Here is a 15,298-nt window from a genome sequence, read left to right on the forward strand (position 1 = left end):
CGGTTGCCGGGATTACCAGCCGTATCGGGTGAGCCCGTCCTCCAGGACCTCCACGATCTTCTGCCCCGTCAGATAGGAATCGGGGGTGGAACGTCCGGTGACGAAGGGGAAGTCCACGATCACCGAGACCGGCTTGCCGAAGTTCCCGTGGTACGCGCCGCGCGGTCCCGTCGCGTCGCGCAGGATGTACTCCAGCGGGTACGGCGGCGGCCCCATGTTGAAGTCGGTACCGAGGAACCCCGTGCCGTCCTTGTAGTCGTACTCCTTGCAGTGGCCGGTCACGTGCTTGCCCCAGATGATGCTCTTGCGGTCGTCCCAGTCCCGGGCGAAGGCCAGGCAGGCGACTCCGTAGCACTCGGCGGCCACGACCTTGCCGGCCTTCCGGAAGGCCAGGATCAGGGCGTGCACGCGCTCGTTGTTGGCGAGGTCGGCGATCGGTCCGCTGCCCCCGACGATGAGGATCGCGTCGTATCCGGCGATGTCGGCGTCGAGTTTGTCGAGGTCACGGTGGTACTGCTCCAGCTTGGGCAGGTAGGCCGTATCACTCGTGTACGGGCGCTCGGGCACCCAGGCCTCGATGTCGAGGGGGGAGTCCAGTCGGCTCGACCGCTCGAACTCCCGCCCCAGCCGGGCGTTCTCCTCGGTGGTCACCGAGCGTCCGAGCGGGGGGTCGACGTAGTTCGCGTCGAGGCTCGGCGGAAGAGCGTGCGCACGCTTCCCGGTCGGCGTGGCGAATATGACCTCGTAGCCCCGCTCATCGAACTTCGAGATGGGTCCTATCAGTTCTTCGGCCCAGTAACCGTGTTCGGAGACAATGACCAGAATCTTTCTGCTCACGTATTCCTCCAGGCGCCGCCTGTTGTCGTTGGCGTCCCCCACACTGGCCGGGCCCCGAGCCTTCGTCAAAGCGCTGGCATGCGACTTCGTGAGGTAGCGGTACAGCCGGCCGGGGCACCTCAGGAAGTCGTTCGCCGACGTCATGAAGTAGCCGCAGGACTACGTGACTTCGGCCGAATCGGTGAACCATTCCGCCGGGCCCGCCCTAAGGTCTGGACGCGCCGTGAATGGCGGGCGCGCGGGCCGTGTTGCTGTAACGAGCATGAGCACCAGGAGAGGGACGGCGACGATGACCATGGACCTGTTGTGCACACACATCGATCAGATACGTCCGGTGAAGCCCACCGCGGTGGGCTGTGAGGAGTGCCTCCTCGCCGGCGACACGTGGGTGCACCTGAGGCTGTGCCTGAGCTGCGGACACGTCGGGTGCTGCGACTCGTCGAAGAACCGTCACGCCACCCGGCACTACCGGACCACCGAGCACCCGATCGCGGCCTCCCACGAGCCGAACGAGGACTGGGCCTGGTGCTACGCCGACCAGCTGATGCTGGACCCGGCATGAGTGCGGCCCGGGAGAGCTCCCCCGCGCCCGCCGCGCCCGCCCCGTCGCCGGCCGCCACCGCCGAGCGCGCGGAGAGCCGTAAGCCGGTGATACTGGCGGTCGACGACGACCCGCAGGTGCTGCGCGCCGTGCGCCGCGACCTGCGCAGCGCCTACGGCGACCGCTACCGGGTGCTCGGCGCCTCCTCGGCCGCCGACGCCCTGAAGATCCTCGACTCCCTCGACGAGCGGGGCCATGACCCGGCACTGTTCCTCGTGGACCAGCGCATGCCGGACGTGACCGGCGTCGAGTTCCTACTGGAGGCGGTCAGCCGCTTCCCCGACGCCCGCCGGGTGCTGCTGACCGCGTACGCCGAGACCGACGCGGCGATCACCGCGATCAACCGGGTCCGGCTGGACTACTACCTGCTCAAGCCGTGGGACCCGCCGCACGAGCGACTCTTCCCCGTCCTGGACGACCTGCTCTCGGACTGGCTGGCGACCTACCGCCCGGCCTACGACGGGATCATCGTCGCCGGTCACCTGGTCTCCCCGGGCACCCACGCCGTACGGGACTTCTTCACCCGCAACGGCCAGCCGTTCCGCTTCCTCAACGTCGAACGGGACCCCGAGGCGCTGACCCTGATCGCCGCCCAGCCCGACGGCGCCCTGCCGCTGGTCCGCTTCCCGGACGGGGCGGTGCTCTCGGCGCCGACCGACACGCAGCTCGCCCGGCACCTGGGCCTGGCCACCACCGCCTCGCGCCCGCACTACGAGTGCGTCATCGTCGGCGCGGGCCCGGCGGGCCTGGCGGCCGGTGTCTACGCGGCCTCCGAGGGCCTGTCCACGCTGATGCTGGACTCCCGTGCCCCGGGCGGCCAGGCCGGCACCTCCAGCCTGATCGAGAACTACCTGGGCTTCCCCTCGGGCCTCTCGGGCGGCGACCTGACCCGCCGGGCGACCATCCAGGCCTCCCGGTTCGGCGCCGAGATCCTGCACCCGGTGGAGGTGGTCTCGCTGACCCGCGACGACCCGGCGAAGATCCTCACCCTCGCCGACGGCACGGAGATCTCCGCCGAGACGGTCCTGCTCGCGACCGGGGTCTCGTACAACCGCCTCGACGCCCCCGGAGCCGAGCGCTTCGAAGGGGCCGGCCTCTACTACGGCGCGGCGACCACGGAGAGCTCGGCCTGCATCTCGCAGCACGTGTTCATCGTCGGTGGGGCCAACTCGGCGGGGCAGGCCGCCGTGCACTTCGCCAAGTACGCCGCCCGGGTGACGATCCTGGTCCGCGCGTCCTCCTTGGACGCGAGCATGTCCCGCTACCTGGTCGACGAGATCGAACGCACCCCGAACATCGAGGTCAGGGTGCGCACCACGGTCGTCCGGCTGGACGGCGAGGAGCACCTGGAGCGGCTGACCCTCCACGACGCGGAGACCGGCCGGGACACCGAGGTCCCGGCGCGCTTCATGTTCACCTTCATCGGGGCCCGCCCGCACACCGACTGGCTCGCGGGCGTGGTCGAGCGGGACGAGTACGGCTTCGTCCTGACCGGTTCGGACCTGATCGCGAACGGCGGCGAGCTCCCGGCCGAATGGAGCCTGGAACGTGCCCCCTACCCGCTGGAGACGAGCGTGCCCGGGGTCTTCGCTGCGGGCGACGTCCGCGCCCATTCGGTCAAGCGGGTGGCTTCGGGTGTGGGCGAGGGGGCCATGGCGGTCTCTCTGATCCACCGCTACCGCTCGATGGGCTGAGACGGGCCGGGTGGGCTGAGAGCGAACGCTGTGCCCTTGTGATCAAGGGCACAGCGGATGCAACGTTGATTACATGATTACTGCCGAACAGAGCGAACAGCTCCGCGCGTGGTTCGCCGAGCGCCTGCCGGTGGACGTCTACGAGTCCCTCGACCCGGTCACCGCCGACCGTGAGGAGATCACGGTCGTCGGCGTCATACCGGCGGCCGAGTCGGTCCGGGAGTTCCGCGAACGCACCCGCGAACAGCGCATGGAAGTGGCCCGCGAGGCCGAGGAGCTCTACCGCCGCAAGGTCGCCTGGGGCGTCCGGGTGGGTGACGAGACGACCCTCTTCACCCACCTCGCCGTGCCCGTCATGACCCGGCTGCGCCAGTCCGAGCGCCAGGTCCTCGACACCCTGGTCGCCGGCGGCGTGGCCCGCAGCCGGGCCGACGCGCTGGCCTGGTGCGTCCGCCTCGTCGGGCGCAACACCGACAGCTGGCTGACGGAGCTGCGCGACTCCCTCGACCAGGTCGGCCGGGTCCGCGCGCAGGGGCCCGACGTCACCGGGACGACCGACTCCATGAAGTCCGGGTCCGAATGACGAATCCGCCCCACGGCGCCGTGTGATCGCGTAAGGCTGGCCGAGACCTACACCCAGGGAGAGGTACGCACCATGACGACCACCGTCGAATACATCCGCTACCGGATCGCATTGGACGACCAGCAGGCCTTCGAGGACGCGTACGCCCGGGCGGCCGAGTCCCTGGCCGCCTCGCCCGAGTGCCTCGACTACGAACTGGCCCGATGCGAGGAGGAGAAGGAGCGCTACATCCTCCGGATCCGCTGGACCTCCATCGAGGACCACCTGGGCGGGTTCCGCAAGGGAGAGCACTTCCCGGCCTTCTTCGCCGCGATCCGTCCGTACGTGGCGGCCATCGAGGAGATGCAGCACTACCTCGTGACGGGCGTCGTGGGCACCGGGAAGGGCGCCGGACAGCGATGAGCACCACACCCACCATCTACGAGTGGATGGGCGGGGCGGAGGCGATGAACCGCCTCACGGACGCCTTCTACGCCCACGCCCTCCAGGACGAGATCCTTGCCCCGGTCTTCGCCGGTATGGACTCGGAGCACCCCCAGCACGTCGCGGTCTGGCTGTCGGAGGTCTTCGGCGGGCCGGCCGACTACACCGCCCGGCACGGCGGCCACCAGCACATGGCCACCAAGCACCTCGGCCGGGCGATCACCGAGGAGCAGCGCCGCCGGTGGGTGGACCTGCTCATGGACACCGCCGACGAGGTGGGCCTCCCGGCGGACCCCGAGTTCCGTGGGGTGTTCGCCTACTACATCGAGTGGGGCACCCGCATGGCCCTGATCTACTCGGGCCCCAACCCCCCGCCGGTCGACGCGGCCAAGATCCCGGTCTGGTCCTGGGGCCAGACTCCGCCCTGGATCCCGAAGACGGACTGACGACGACGCGACCGGGTGGCTCGGGGCCACCCGGTTCGCCGCGCTCCCCTCCGGCCCGCCCCGTCAGCCCCGCCGGCGCCCGGGGCGCGGCGTCCGGGGCGGAGCCCCGGCAGCCCGCCGGTGCCCGCTCTCCGGCTCCGACTCGTCCAGCACCACGGTGAGCCCGGAGTTCCCCTCCCCCGAGCCCCGGTCGCGCCAGAAGTCCACCGCTTCCTCCAGGACGTCCACGAACGTCTCCCATTCCGAAGGCCTCGCGCCGGCGTACCCGCGCCACGACGTCACGGCGACCAGTCGCCCCGCGGCCCCAGCCTCCGGCAGCCAGGACAGATCGCGCAGCGCATCCGCGAGCGCGTCCCAGTTCCCGCCGAACCACCGCGGCAGCCGCAAGGCCTCCTCGCACCGCGCCATCAGCCCGGACTTGTCCCGTACGCCGTCCAGGTCCAGCCGTACCGTCGGCCGGCCCGCGGCCTCGGCGGCGGCGAGGGCCGGGGCGAGCGGCTGTGGGTGCAGGGTCATCGGAGAACCGCCTTGAAGGTCTGGTAGTGGTCGTCCGTGTAGTAGAACTCCCCGCCCTCACCCGTCACGATCCGCCGGGCCCCCCGGTCCCGCTCCCCCGGCGTGCGCACCGTGAACTCGTGGTAGTAGCCGCGCTTCTGGCGCGGCAGCACCTTCTCGAAGTTCCCGAAGACGGTACCGTCCTGCCGGTACGGGTACGGACCGCCCCGGTCGATGAGCGCGAGGACGTCCACCGCCTGCCGGGGCAGCGCGTCGGCGCGCACGACGGCCATCCCCCGCGCCCAGCCCGGAACCGCATCGGGCGCGGCGGTGGATGCCGCGCTGGGGTCGGTGCTGCCGTTCGCGACGGCGGGGCCGGGCTTCTGGGTGCCACAGCCCACCGTCGCGACGAGCGCGGCACAGAGGAACACCGCCCCCAGCGAACGCAGCAACCATCGGGGCACGTTCCGGAAGATCATGCAGCGATCGTGTCAAACATGCGATTCGTCCGCGAATCGCCCGGTCGTGTCAGAGCACGGCCATCTTGCTGTAGGGACTCAGGATGCGCTTCTGGACGGCACCGAAGTCGACGAGAACGGCGATCCCCTCCTCGATACCGACGACACGGCCGAGGCCGTGCTCGTCGTGAGTGACCCGATCGCCGACGCTGAACTGCCGGATCGGCTGTTCTACACGGGCTTTGAACGGGCTGGACGGCAAATGGCGGCGAGGAACTGCTGATTTTGTCATCGGAATCAGTATGCGCCCGGCGGGCCACCGCGCGGCGACACTTCGGATCTCGATCCGGGCACCATCCGTGCACCGGCACCCCGGCACGGTGTCCGTACGCGGTGTCCCGAGCCGCCCTACAGGTCGTCGGGGTCGGCCCGGTCCAGCGCCGGCCGCAGCCCCGGAGCCGACTCGGTCAGCAGGTAGTCGGCGACGGCGGTGTCCGTGACCAGGCTGGTCACCAGCCCTGATCTCAGCACCGCGCCGATCGCGGAGGCCTTGCGCAGGCCGCCCGCAATCGCCACCACCTCCGGGATCCGGCGCAGCCGGTCCGCCTCGACCGTGATGCACCGCTCGCCGAGGTCCCGACCGACCCGCCGGCCCTCAGCGTCGAAGAGGTGGGCCGACATTTCGGCGGCGACACCCAGCGAGGCGTAGTGGGCGCGTTCCTCGTCGGTCAGCATGTCGTGGACGGTCGAGATGCCCGGCTCCCACGAACCGATGGAGACGGCCGCGACCGTGACCTTGTCGAAGTAGTCGAAGGCGCGGGCGATCCCGGTCTGGCTGCGCAGCGCCGCCGCCGTCGCGGGGTCGGGCAGCAGCATGGGCGCGTAGATCGGGTGCGCGTCCCCGCCCGAGACCTGCGCGGCCCGGCGCACGGCCTCGACCGAACCGCGCTCCGCGGTCCCGGCGTCGTACACACCGGTCAGCTGGACCACGGTGCACTGCGGCAGGCGGTGCAGGGAGGCGGCCATGTGGATGGTCGACCGGCCCCACGCGAGGCCCAGCACGTCCCCCTCACTGACCAGTTCGCCCAGCAGGTCCGCGGCGACGGCGCCCAGGTTCTCGGGGTCCGGGGCGTCCTCGGTGGCGTCGGCGGGCGACTCCACCACGACGGCGTGCCGGAGGCCGTACCGGGCCCGGAGCGCGTCCGACCGCTCCGCGTCGAGCTCGGCCGGTACCCGAATCTCGATCCGTACGAGGTCGCGTTCGAGGGCGGTCTCCAGGACCCGGGCCACCTTGAAGCGGCTCACGCCGAACTCCTCGGCGATCTGAATCTTGGATTTGCCCTCCAGGTAGAAGCGGCGGGCCATGGCCGCCGCCTGCACCAGCTCCGCGGGTCCCATCCGCAGGGCTGACCGTCCCGCCGACATTGCAGACACCGCGCTCTCCTCACTGCTGTTCACACTCTCGACTCGCCGTTCATCCTGTCAGATCCGACGGCCGTTGATCAGCCTGGACAGCTCCCGTTCACCGAGCTGTTCATCAACCCTTGGTTCAGTGGTCGCACGCCCACGGCGCCGCGGCGATCGCCGCACCCGCCTGGTCACGCAGCGTACGGACGGCGGCCGCCGGATCCACCGCTCCGTAGACCGCGCTGCCCGCGACGAAGACGTCCGCGCCGGCTTCGGCACAGCGCTCGATGGTCGAGGCCGACACCCCGCCGTCGACCTGGAGCCACAGCTCCAGACCGTGCTTGGCGATCAGCTCCCGGGTACGGCGGATCTTGGGCAGCATGATGTCGAGAAAGGGCTGGCCGCCGAAGCCCGGCTCGACCGTCATGATCAGCAGCATGTCGAGCTCGGGGAGGATGTCCTCGTACTGCTCGATCGGCGTCGCGGGCTTGAGGGCCATGGAGGCCCGCGCCCCCTTGGCCCGGATCTCCCGCGCGAGGCGTACGGGCGCCGCCGCGGCCTCGGCGTGGAAGGTGACCGACCCCGCGCCCGCCTCCACGTACTGCGGGGCCCAGCGGTCCGGGTTCTCGATCATCAGGTGCAGGTCCAGCGGGATGTCCGTGGCACGGCTCAAGGACTCCACGACCGGCATGCCGAGGGTGAGGTTGGGGACGAAGTGGTTGTCCATGACGTCGACGTGCAGCCAGTCGGCCCCCTCGACGGCCTTCGCCTCCTCGGCGAGACGGGCGAAGTCGGCGGACAGGATGCTGGGATAAATCTGAGCGGCCATGCCCCAAGCCTGCCATGCCTGCGGCCGGTTCCGGCCATGGCCCCGCACGTCAGGATTTCCGTAGCAACGCTAAAGCAATGATCAAGAATATGTGAATTCTGCTTATGGATCAACTTCGGCCCGGCCCCGCCTCCGCGGACGCCGGAGGACCGGCCCGCGTGGTCACCGCGAACCGCACGGCCCCGGTAGCCGATGCCGCAACCTGTGCGACCGTGCGCTCTTCGGGGTGGCGGGCCACGAAAAACGGGAGACCCTCACGCGTCGGCATCGGCCGGGGCGCCATGCCGTCCACCGCCCGGTGGACGATCTCCTCGGCCCGGTCGGACCCGCTCAGCGGGAAGGACGCCCCGGCCCGCAGTGGATGCGGCCGTCCGGTTCGACCCGGGTCGGCTCTGATCCGCGGGAGAACTACGCCGTACGCCTCAGCAGGGCCAGGTACATCGCGTCCGTCCCGTGCAGGTGCGGCCACAGCTGGACGTCCGGGCCCTCACCGAGGCCGGGGACACCGGCCATGAAGGGCCTGGCGTCGACGAGTTCGGCGGACACCGGGGCGTTGCCGGCGCCGCGGCCCTTGAGGACGTCGTCCACCACGACCCGGGTCTCCGCCAAATGCGGCGAGCACGTCGCGTAACCGACGACCCCGCCGACCCGCACCGCCGACAGCGCCTGCCGCAGCAGCCCGCGCTGCAGCGGGGCGAAGCCCTCCAGGTCCTCCGGGCGTCGCCGCCAGCGGGCCTCCGGGCGGCGGCGCAGCGCACCCAGGCCGGAGCACGGCACGTCCATCAGGACGCGGTCGAAGGAGCCCGGCAGCCACGCCGGACGGGTGCCGTCCGCCGTGATGACCTGGTACGGGCCCGGGTTGCCGGAGAGAGCCCGCTCCACCAGACGGGCCCGGTGCGGCTGCTTCTCGGAAGCCAGCAGGAATGCCCCGCGCTCGGCCGCGAGCGCGCCGAGCAGGGCCGCCTTGCCGCCCGGCCCGGCGCAGCCGTCCAGCCAGCGCTCGTCACGGCCCTCGACGGGCACGGCCGCCAGGGCCATCGCCACCAACTGGCTGCCCTCGTCCTGGACGCCGGCGCGGCCCTCGCGCACCGCCTCCAGCGCGCCCGGCTCACCTCCCTCGGCCATCCGCACGGCGTACGGCGACCAGCGCCCGGGGAGCGCCGACTCCTCGCCGACCGCCGCCAGCAGCTCCTGGGGCGTGGACCGGCCGGGCCGGGCCACCAGCGTGACCTCGGGCCGCTCGTTGTCGGCCTCCAGCAGGTCCTCGATCCCGGCGCGCCCGCCCCCCAGCGCGTCCCACAGGGCGCTGACGACCCACCTGGGGTGCGAGTGGTAGATGGCGAGGTGCTCCTCGGCGTCGTCCTCGTACGGCGGCGCGACCCGCTCCAGCCAGCCGTCCAGGTCGTGCGCGGCGATCTTCCGCAGCACGGCGTTGACGAACTTGGCGCGTCCGTCCCCGAGCACCACCCGGGCCAGCTCCACGCTGGCCGAGACGGCGGCGTGGGTGGGGATCCGGGTGCCGAGCAACTGGTGCGCGCCGAGGGAGAGGACGTCCAGCACCGGCGGGTCGACCTCGCGCAGCGGGCGGTCGATGCAGGCCCTGATGACCGCGTCGTAGGTGCCCTGGCGGCGCAGCGTCCCGTACACCAGCTCGGTGGCCAGCGCCGCGTCGCGCGCCTGGAACGCCTCGTCCTGGCGGGCCTTCCTGAGGAGCGGCGGCAGCACGAGGTTCGCGTAGGCGTCGCGTTCGTCCACCGCCCGCAGGACCTCGAAGGCCAGCATCCGGACGGGGTCCTTCTGGGGCCGGCGGTAGGGCTTGGCCTGCTTGCCGCCCGCTCCTGCGGGGGCGGGCCTGCGGCGGGGCTGACGGGGCTGTTCGCTCACGTGAAAGGTGCTCCGGATATACGAGTGCTACGGGTGCTACAGGTGCTACGACTACTGCGGGTGGACCGTGCGGGGAGGACGCCGTGTGTCTGCGGCACGGCCGCACTGTTCAGCCTACGTCGGCCCCGCCGAGCCGCTCACCGGGGGCGATCCGCACCCCGCGCGCCCAGTCGGCGGCGCGCATCGGCTTCTTCCCCTGCGGCTGGACCCAGAGCAGCTCGACGGCGTGGGAACCGGTGCCCGCGTACACGTTGTTCTTGGCGGCGGACAGCACGCCGGGCCGCAGGTCCGTACGGTCGGCCACCATCCCGAGGGAGATCAGCTTGAGCCGCTCCCCGCGGAAGACGGTCCACGCGCCCGGGGCGGGCGTGCAGCCGCGCACGACGCGGTCGGCGCGCATCGCGGGGGCCGTCCAGTCGATCCGTGCGTCCTCCACCGTGATCTTGGGTGCGAGGGAGATCCCGTCGAGGGGCTGGGCGACGGCGCGCAGGGTGCCGTCCTCGATGCCGTCCATGGTGGCGGCGAGGAGGCCTGCGCCGGCGAAGGCGAGGCGGGTGAGCAGGTCGCCGCTGTTGTCGGTGGGCCGGATCTCCTCGGTGAGGACGCCGTAGACCGGGCCCGAGTCCAGGCCCTCCTCGATCTGGAAGGTGGAGGCGCCGGTGAGCTGGTCACCCGCCATGATCGAGTGCTGGACGGGTGCCGCTCCGCGCCAGGAGGGCAGGAGCGAGAAGTGCAGGTTGACCCAGCCGTGGCGCGGGATGTCGAGGGCGCTCTTGGGGAGGATGGCCCCGTAGGCCACGACGGGGCAGCAGTCGGGGTCGATCTCGCGCAGCCTGGCCTGGAACTCGGGGTCGCGCGGCCGGGTGGGCTTGAGGACCTCGATGCCGGCTTCCTCCGCGCGTTCGGCGACCGGGCTGGCGACCAGCCGGCGGCCGCGGCCGGCCGGTGCGTCGGGCCGGGTGACGACGGCCGCGACCTCGTGCCGCCCGGAGGCGATCAGGGCGTCCAGGGCGGGTACGGCGACCTCGGGGGTGCCTGCGAAGACGAGCTTCACTGGGGGTCCTACCTCGCTATGTCGGCTGTCAGCAGCGCACCAGTCTATGGGGCGTCAGCCGGACGCCCCACCTGTGGTGCCGAGGGGGCGTGCGTACAAGCGCGCGCCACTCGCATATGCCGACACGCCCCCACAGCGTGACCTGCACGACGGGTGGCGCGTTGGTCAAGAGAGATTGACCGAAACGGGCCGCGTGTGAACGATGTCTGCGGCCCGGTCCGCCCTTCAGCACCGGTTCGAGAGGCTTCTTCATGGCCGACCACGCCACCCACGACGCCCAAGCCCGGGCCAGCCTGCACCTCCTGGTACGGGACATCGAGCGGGTTCGCCGGCAGGTGGACGCCCTGCGTACGCTCACCGCCCAGCTCGGCAACGTGTACCGCCCGCGTCGCTCGGGCCCCTCCACGGGCTTCGTCGTCTACGGCCGGGCGCCCGCGCCCACCGTCCGCCTCGCCCAGGAGCTGCGGGACAGCGTGGAGACGCTGGTCACCGCCGCGGTGGACTTCGACCGCTCGCTCGGCTTCTCCTGGGACGCGGTCGGTTCGGCGCTCGGTGTCACCAAGCAGGCCGTGCACCGCCGCTACGGCGCCCGCCGCGCGCAGTCGGCGGAGGCGGCGGAGCCACTGGCCGAAGCGACGGCCACCCGCACCATGGGGCCGCTGCCGACCGTTCCGGCCGCCCGTTCGATGCCGCCGCAGCCGGTGCGCGAGGAGGCGCAGGCCACCGCCGGCTCCGCCGGGCGCGGTCTCGGGGACGCTCCGCGCTCCCCCGCCCTGCCCGGTCCGCGCAACGGCTGACGCCGTCCTCCCGCCGGGACGCCGACCCCCGACGGCCGGCCCCGGGCCGCCGCGCACGAGTCCGCCCCGGTGGGGACGCCCCTGCGGCTCCCCGCCGGGGCCTCGACGTTCCCGGATGCCATGCCTCCCCTCGGCCCCGCGTGCGGCCTGCGAAGCCGCCCCGGCCGCGGGCGGCGGCCGTCAGCCGATGTCCGACGGGTCGATTCGCACCCGCACCGCGTCCGCCGCCGGGACACCGCGGGCCAGGCGCGCCGCCTGGGCGGACTTCAGGGCGGCCGCGAGGGCCGCTCCGCTGCCGGGCGGGACCCTGACCAGGGCCCGCTCCCCCGGGGACGGCTCCCCGCGCCGTCCGGGCAGCGGCACCGGGCCGAGGATCTCGGCATCGGGCGGCAGTCCGGCTCCCGCCAGGAATGCCTCCACCGCTTCGCCCCGACCTGCGACCGCGGCCATCCGGGACACGGGCGGGAAGCCGAGCTGGGCCCGCTCCGCGAGTTCCCGTACGGCGTGCCCCACCGGGTCCCACCGGACGAGGGCCTGCACGGGCCGCAGCGTCGGCTCGGCGACCACCACGACCTGGCCGTCCGCGCGGACGAGGGAGGCGGCGGCGATCCAGCGCCGCAGGGCGTCCTCCCCGGCCCGCAGGTCGGGGCGGGTGAGCATGGCCCAGCCGTCGAGCAGCAGCGCCGCGGCGTATCCGGCGCCCGCCGCGACCGGCTCGGCGCCGGGGGTGCTCACCACGAGCGCCGGCCGGTCCGGCACCTCGTCCAGGACGTGATCGCGGCCGGAGGTGCGCACGGGCACGGCCGGGAAGGCCCGCCCCAGTTCCTCGGCGGTGCGGCGGGCGCCGACGACCTGCGCACGCAGGCGGAAGGACCCGCATTCCCCGCAGTGCCAGGACGGCTCGCCCCGGCCGCACCAGCCGCACGTCAGGTCCCGTGCGTCGGGGGCCTCCAGGGGGCCGGCGCAGACGGTGCAGCGGGCGGGTGTCCGGCACCGCTCGCACGCCAGGCGGGGAACGTACCCCCGGCGGGGCACCTGGACGAGGACGGGACCGGACGTCAGCCCCTCCCGTACGGTCTCCCACGCCAGGCTGGGGAGCCGCGCCGCGCGGGCCGCCTCGTCCCGGGCCAGCAGTTCGTCGCCGACGGTGCGGATCCGGGGCGCTGCGGCCCGGACGGTCTCGCGGGCCGCCACGAGTGGGCGGGCCCAGCCCGACTCGACGAGTTGGGCGGCCTCCACGGTGCAACTGGTGCCGCCGGCGAGGAACGCGCAGCCGTCGCTGACCGCGCGCAGTTCGAGGACCTCGCGCACGTGCGGGAACGGCGCCCGGTCCTCGCTGTGGCTGGAGTCGCCGTCGTCCCAGATCGCGACCAGGCCGAGGTCGCGGACGGGAGCGAACATGGCGGCCCGGGTGCCGATGACGGCGCGGACCGAGCCCCGGTGGACGGCGAGCCACTGGCGGTAACGCTTCTCGGGACCGGACTCGGCGGTCAGCAGGGCGTGCCGTCCTTCGCCGAGCAGGGAGGTCAGGGCGGCGTCGACCCGGCCGGTGGTCCGGCCGTCGGGGAGCACGGCGAGGGCACCACGGCCGGAGGCGAGGGTGGCGGCCATCGCCCGGGCGAGTTCGTCGGCCCAGCCCGGGCCGGGCAGGGCGGTCCACACGGCGCGCGGTGCGGCGCCGCCGGCGAGGGCGCGCAGGAAGCCGGGACCGGCACCGTAGCGCTCCCAGCCGCCGGGGCCGGGGGCCGCGGGCGGCGGCAGCGGCTCCGGGGAGGGCTTGGCCTCGGCGCGGGCGTTGCGTGGGGGCAGGGCGAGCTGGAGGACGTCGGCGAGGCTGCCGGCGTAGCGGTCGGCGACGGCCCGGGTGAGGGCGAGCATGCGCGGGCCGAGCACGACCTCGGGCGAGACCACTTGGGCGAGGGCGGCGAGCGCACCGTTGTAATCGGACTCGGCAAGGCGCTCGACGATGAAACCGTCGATGAGGCCGCCGCCCTCACGGCGGCCTCCGTGCACCTGGTGGGAGCCCGCGCCGAAGCGGACTCGGACGCGGACGCCGGGCTGGGCGGCGTCGGAGAGCTCGGCGGGCACGGCGTAGTCGAAGGTGCGGTCGAGGTGGAGCACGCCCTTGTTCACGAGGACCCGGGCGACGGGGAGTTCTGCGGCCAGGGCGGCCCCCCGCCAGGTGCGCGGCTTCGCCTTGGGCGCCTTGGCCTTGGCCTCGGCGACCATCTCCCGGATCAGCGCGAGCTGCTCCGGTGGGGAATCGTTCGCGCTGCTCACATCAGCATTCTTACCAAACCGCGCTGACACCGGGCACACGGCCGCGGGGGCGCACGGCCGCAGGCCCGGCCGGGCAGGCCGGCCCGGTGGGACCCGCGGGCCCATGGGAAGGGCCCCGGACCGTGGGGTCCGGGGCCGCCCGCGCGTGGTACTTCCGGTGGTGCCTACAGACCGGCGGCGGCGCGCAGGGCGTCGACGCGGTCGGTGCGCTCCCAGGTGAAGTCCGGCAGCTCGCGGCCGAAGTGGCCGTAGGCGGCGGTCTGGGCGTAGATCGGGCGCAGCAGGTCCAGATCGCGGATGATCGCGGCCGGGCGCAGGTCGAAGACCTCGCCGATCGCCTCCTCGATCTTCTGGACCTCGACCTTGGCGGTGCCGAAGGTCTCGACGAAGAGACCGACGGGCTCGGCCTTGCCGATGGCGTACGCGACCTGGACCTCGCAGCGCGAGGCGAGGCCGGCGGCGACCACGTTCTTGGCGACCCAGCGCATGGCGTAGGCCGCGGAGCGGTCGACCTTGGACGGGTCCTTGCCGGAGAAGGCGCCGCCACCGTGGCGGGCCATGCCGCCGTAGGTGTCGATGATGATCTTGCGGCCGGTCAGGCCGGCGTCGCCCATCGGGCCGCCGATCTCGAAGCGGCCGGTCGGGTTCACGAGCAGGCGGTAACCCTCGGTGTCCAGCTTGATGCCGTCCTCGACGAGCTGGGCCAGGACGTGCTCGACGACGAACTCGCGGATGTCGGGCGCGAGCAGCGAGTCGAGGTCGATGTCGGAGGCGTGCTGTGAGGAGACCACGACGGTGTCGAGGCGGACGGCCTTGTCGCCGTCGTACTCGATGGTGACCTGGGTCTTGCCGTCGGGGCGCAGGTACGGGATGGTCCCGTTCTTGCGGACCTCGGACAGGCGGCGCGAGAGCCGGTGCGCGATGTGGATCGGCAGCGGCATGAGCTCGGGGGTCTCGTCGCAGGCGTAGCCGAACATCAGGCCCTGGTCACCGGCGCCCTGCTTGTCGAGCTCGTCCTCATCGCCCTCGACACGCTTCTCGTAGGCGGTGTCGACGCCCTGCGCGATGTCCGGGGACTGCGCGCCGATGGAGACCGACACGCCGCACGAGGCGCCGTCGAAGCCCTTCTTCGAGGAGTCGTAGCCGATTTCGAGGATCTTGTCCCGGACGAGCTGCGCGATCGGCGCGTAGGCCTTCGTCGTCACCTCACCCGCGATGTGGACGAGGCCGGTGGTGATGAGGGTCTCCACGGCGACGCGCGAGGTCGGATCCTCGGTGAGGAGTGCGTCGAGGATCGTGTCGCTGATCTGGTCAGCGATCTTGTCGGGGTGGCCCTCGGTCACGGACTCCGAGGTGAACAGACGACGGGACACAACGCTCCCTGGGGTTGCAGCGGCTGCTGGCTGATCATTTGGCGGAACCACATCGGGGGCTGCGCCCGATCACGTTCCGGATGCAGTTTATCGGTCGCCACCGTTGCCCGGACCATCCGTCTCGCCTTGTGGGAGCC

General features: G+C 72.5%; 16 protein-coding genes. 6 read left to right on the forward strand and 10 right to left on the reverse strand.

Translation table 11 applies throughout. The features are described 5' to 3' along the window. Window positions 1-12 precede the first annotated feature (12 nt). A complete protein-coding gene (locus tag R4Z63_RS05330) occupies window positions 13-837 on the reverse strand; it encodes a type 1 glutamine amidotransferase domain-containing protein (protein WP_037926515.1) in 825 nt (274 codons plus the stop codon). 262 nt (window positions 838-1,099) lie between these two features. Between R4Z63_RS05330 and R4Z63_RS05335 the strand changes: the two genes are divergently transcribed. The 5 genes from R4Z63_RS05335 to R4Z63_RS05355 all read left to right on the forward strand — a co-directional run bounded on the left by R4Z63_RS05335 (window position 1,100) and on the right by R4Z63_RS05355 (window position 4,584). Then, window positions 1,100-1,399 (forward strand): UBP-type zinc finger domain-containing protein, encoded by a 300-nt coding sequence (locus R4Z63_RS05335; protein ID WP_370466598.1) that lies wholly within the window; start codon window positions 1,100-1,102, stop codon window positions 1,397-1,399. Next, the gene (locus R4Z63_RS05340; protein WP_384453680.1) at window positions 1,396-3,132 is read left to right on the forward strand and encodes an FAD-dependent oxidoreductase; all 1,737 of its coding nucleotides are present in this window, start codon (window positions 1,396-1,398) and stop codon (window positions 3,130-3,132) included. The genes R4Z63_RS05335 and R4Z63_RS05340 overlap by 4 nt, the downstream gene beginning before the upstream one ends. 73 nt (window positions 3,133-3,205) lie before the next feature. Further along, complete coding sequence (abmR, locus tag R4Z63_RS05345) at window positions 3,206-3,715, forward strand: ATP-binding transcription factor AbmR (RefSeq protein ID WP_384453677.1); 510 nt, start codon at window positions 3,206-3,208, stop codon at window positions 3,713-3,715. Window positions 3,716-3,787: 72 nt separating this feature from the next. Then, window positions 3,788-4,117 carry a putative quinol monooxygenase gene (locus tag R4Z63_RS05350; protein WP_037926179.1) on the forward strand — a complete coding sequence of 110 codons (330 nt, stop codon included), beginning with the start codon at window positions 3,788-3,790 and terminating at the stop codon, window positions 4,115-4,117. Next, entirely contained in the window at window positions 4,114-4,584 is a 471-nt protein-coding gene (locus tag R4Z63_RS05355; RefSeq protein WP_384453673.1) for a group II truncated hemoglobin, read from the forward strand. Before R4Z63_RS05350 ends, R4Z63_RS05355 begins: the two co-directional genes overlap by 4 nt. Window positions 4,585-4,647: 63 nt before the next feature. On the opposite strand, the gene R4Z63_RS05360 is transcribed toward R4Z63_RS05355, so the two are convergent. The 7 genes from R4Z63_RS05360 to fmt all read right to left on the reverse strand — a co-directional run bounded on the left by R4Z63_RS05360 (window position 4,648) and on the right by fmt (window position 10,711). Next, on the reverse strand, window positions 4,648-5,100 hold the full coding sequence (locus R4Z63_RS05360) for a barstar family protein (protein ID WP_384453670.1): 453 nt from the start codon (window positions 5,098-5,100) through the stop codon (window positions 4,648-4,650). Next, a complete protein-coding gene (locus R4Z63_RS05365) occupies window positions 5,097-5,558 on the reverse strand; it encodes a guanyl-specific ribonuclease (protein ID WP_384453667.1) in 462 nt (153 codons plus the stop codon). Before R4Z63_RS05365 ends, R4Z63_RS05360 begins: the two co-directional genes overlap by 4 nt. 49 nt (window positions 5,559-5,607) lie before the next feature. After that, window positions 5,608-5,829, reverse strand: coding sequence for a CarD family transcriptional regulator (locus R4Z63_RS05370; protein WP_384453664.1), 222 nt, complete (start codon window positions 5,827-5,829; stop codon window positions 5,608-5,610). A gap of 116 nt (window positions 5,830-5,945) precedes the next feature. After that, window positions 5,946-6,962, reverse strand: coding sequence for a sugar-binding transcriptional regulator (locus R4Z63_RS05375; RefSeq protein WP_030841494.1), 1,017 nt, complete (start codon window positions 6,960-6,962; stop codon window positions 5,946-5,948). Window positions 6,963-7,086: 124 nt separating this feature from the next. Further along, window positions 7,087-7,773, reverse strand: coding sequence for a ribulose-phosphate 3-epimerase (gene rpe / locus R4Z63_RS05380; RefSeq protein ID WP_030036653.1), 687 nt, complete (start codon window positions 7,771-7,773; stop codon window positions 7,087-7,089). 408 nt (window positions 7,774-8,181) lie between these two features. Further along, window positions 8,182-9,657: an RsmB/NOP family class I SAM-dependent RNA methyltransferase gene (locus R4Z63_RS05385; RefSeq protein ID WP_384453660.1), complete on the reverse strand. Its 1,476-nt coding sequence runs from the start codon at window positions 9,655-9,657 to the stop codon at window positions 8,182-8,184. A gap of 109 nt (window positions 9,658-9,766) precedes the next feature. Then, window positions 9,767-10,711: a methionyl-tRNA formyltransferase gene (fmt, locus tag R4Z63_RS05390; RefSeq protein ID WP_037926165.1), complete on the reverse strand. Its 945-nt coding sequence runs from the start codon at window positions 10,709-10,711 to the stop codon at window positions 9,767-9,769. A 251-nt stretch (window positions 10,712-10,962) separates the two neighbouring features. Between fmt and R4Z63_RS05395 the strand changes: the two genes are divergently transcribed. Then, window positions 10,963-11,508 carry a hypothetical protein gene (locus R4Z63_RS05395; protein WP_037926162.1) on the forward strand — a complete coding sequence of 182 codons (546 nt, stop codon included), beginning with the start codon at window positions 10,963-10,965 and terminating at the stop codon, window positions 11,506-11,508. Window positions 11,509-11,688: 180 nt separating this feature from the next. On the opposite strand, the gene R4Z63_RS05400 is transcribed toward R4Z63_RS05395, so the two are convergent. Further along, the gene (locus R4Z63_RS05400; protein WP_384453656.1) at window positions 11,689-13,788 is read right to left on the reverse strand and encodes a primosomal protein N'; all 2,100 of its coding nucleotides are present in this window, start codon (window positions 13,786-13,788) and stop codon (window positions 11,689-11,691) included. 164 nt (window positions 13,789-13,952) lie between these two features. Continuing rightward, window positions 13,953-15,161 (reverse strand): methionine adenosyltransferase, encoded by a 1,209-nt coding sequence (gene metK / locus R4Z63_RS05405; protein ID WP_037926156.1) that lies wholly within the window; start codon window positions 15,159-15,161, stop codon window positions 13,953-13,955. Window positions 15,162-15,298: the final 137 nt, after the last annotated feature.

This window comes from Streptomyces sp. PL-29 (assembly GCF_058344425.1).

Excerpts from the sequence above, each read along its gene's own strand:
- R4Z63_RS05355 (WP_384453673.1), top strand. The coding sequence starts at position 4,114 with ATGAGCACCACACCCACCATCTACGAGTGGATGGGCGGGGCGGAGGCG.
- R4Z63_RS05395 (WP_037926162.1), top strand. The coding sequence starts at position 10,963 with ATGGCCGACCACGCCACCCACGACGCCCAAGCCCGGGCCAGCCTGCAC.
- rpe (WP_030036653.1), bottom strand. The coding sequence starts at position 7,773 with ATGGCCGCTCAGATTTATCCCAGCATCCTGTCCGCCGACTTCGCCCGT.
- R4Z63_RS05350 (WP_037926179.1), top strand. The coding sequence starts at position 3,788 with ATGACGACCACCGTCGAATACATCCGCTACCGGATCGCATTGGACGAC.
- R4Z63_RS05340 (WP_384453680.1), top strand. The coding sequence starts at position 1,396 with ATGAGTGCGGCCCGGGAGAGCTCCCCCGCGCCCGCCGCGCCCGCCCCG.
- R4Z63_RS05375 (WP_030841494.1), bottom strand. The coding sequence starts at position 6,962 with ATGTCGGCGGGACGGTCAGCCCTGCGGATGGGACCCGCGGAGCTGGTG.
- R4Z63_RS05365 (WP_384453667.1), bottom strand. The coding sequence starts at position 5,558 with ATGATCTTCCGGAACGTGCCCCGATGGTTGCTGCGTTCGCTGGGGGCG.
- abmR (WP_384453677.1), top strand. The coding sequence starts at position 3,206 with ATGATTACTGCCGAACAGAGCGAACAGCTCCGCGCGTGGTTCGCCGAG.
- R4Z63_RS05360 (WP_384453670.1), bottom strand. The coding sequence starts at position 5,100 with ATGACCCTGCACCCACAGCCGCTCGCCCCGGCCCTCGCCGCCGCCGAG.
- R4Z63_RS05335 (WP_370466598.1), top strand. The coding sequence starts at position 1,100 with ATGAGCACCAGGAGAGGGACGGCGACGATGACCATGGACCTGTTGTGC.
- R4Z63_RS05370 (WP_384453664.1), bottom strand. The coding sequence starts at position 5,829 with ATGACAAAATCAGCAGTTCCTCGCCGCCATTTGCCGTCCAGCCCGTTC.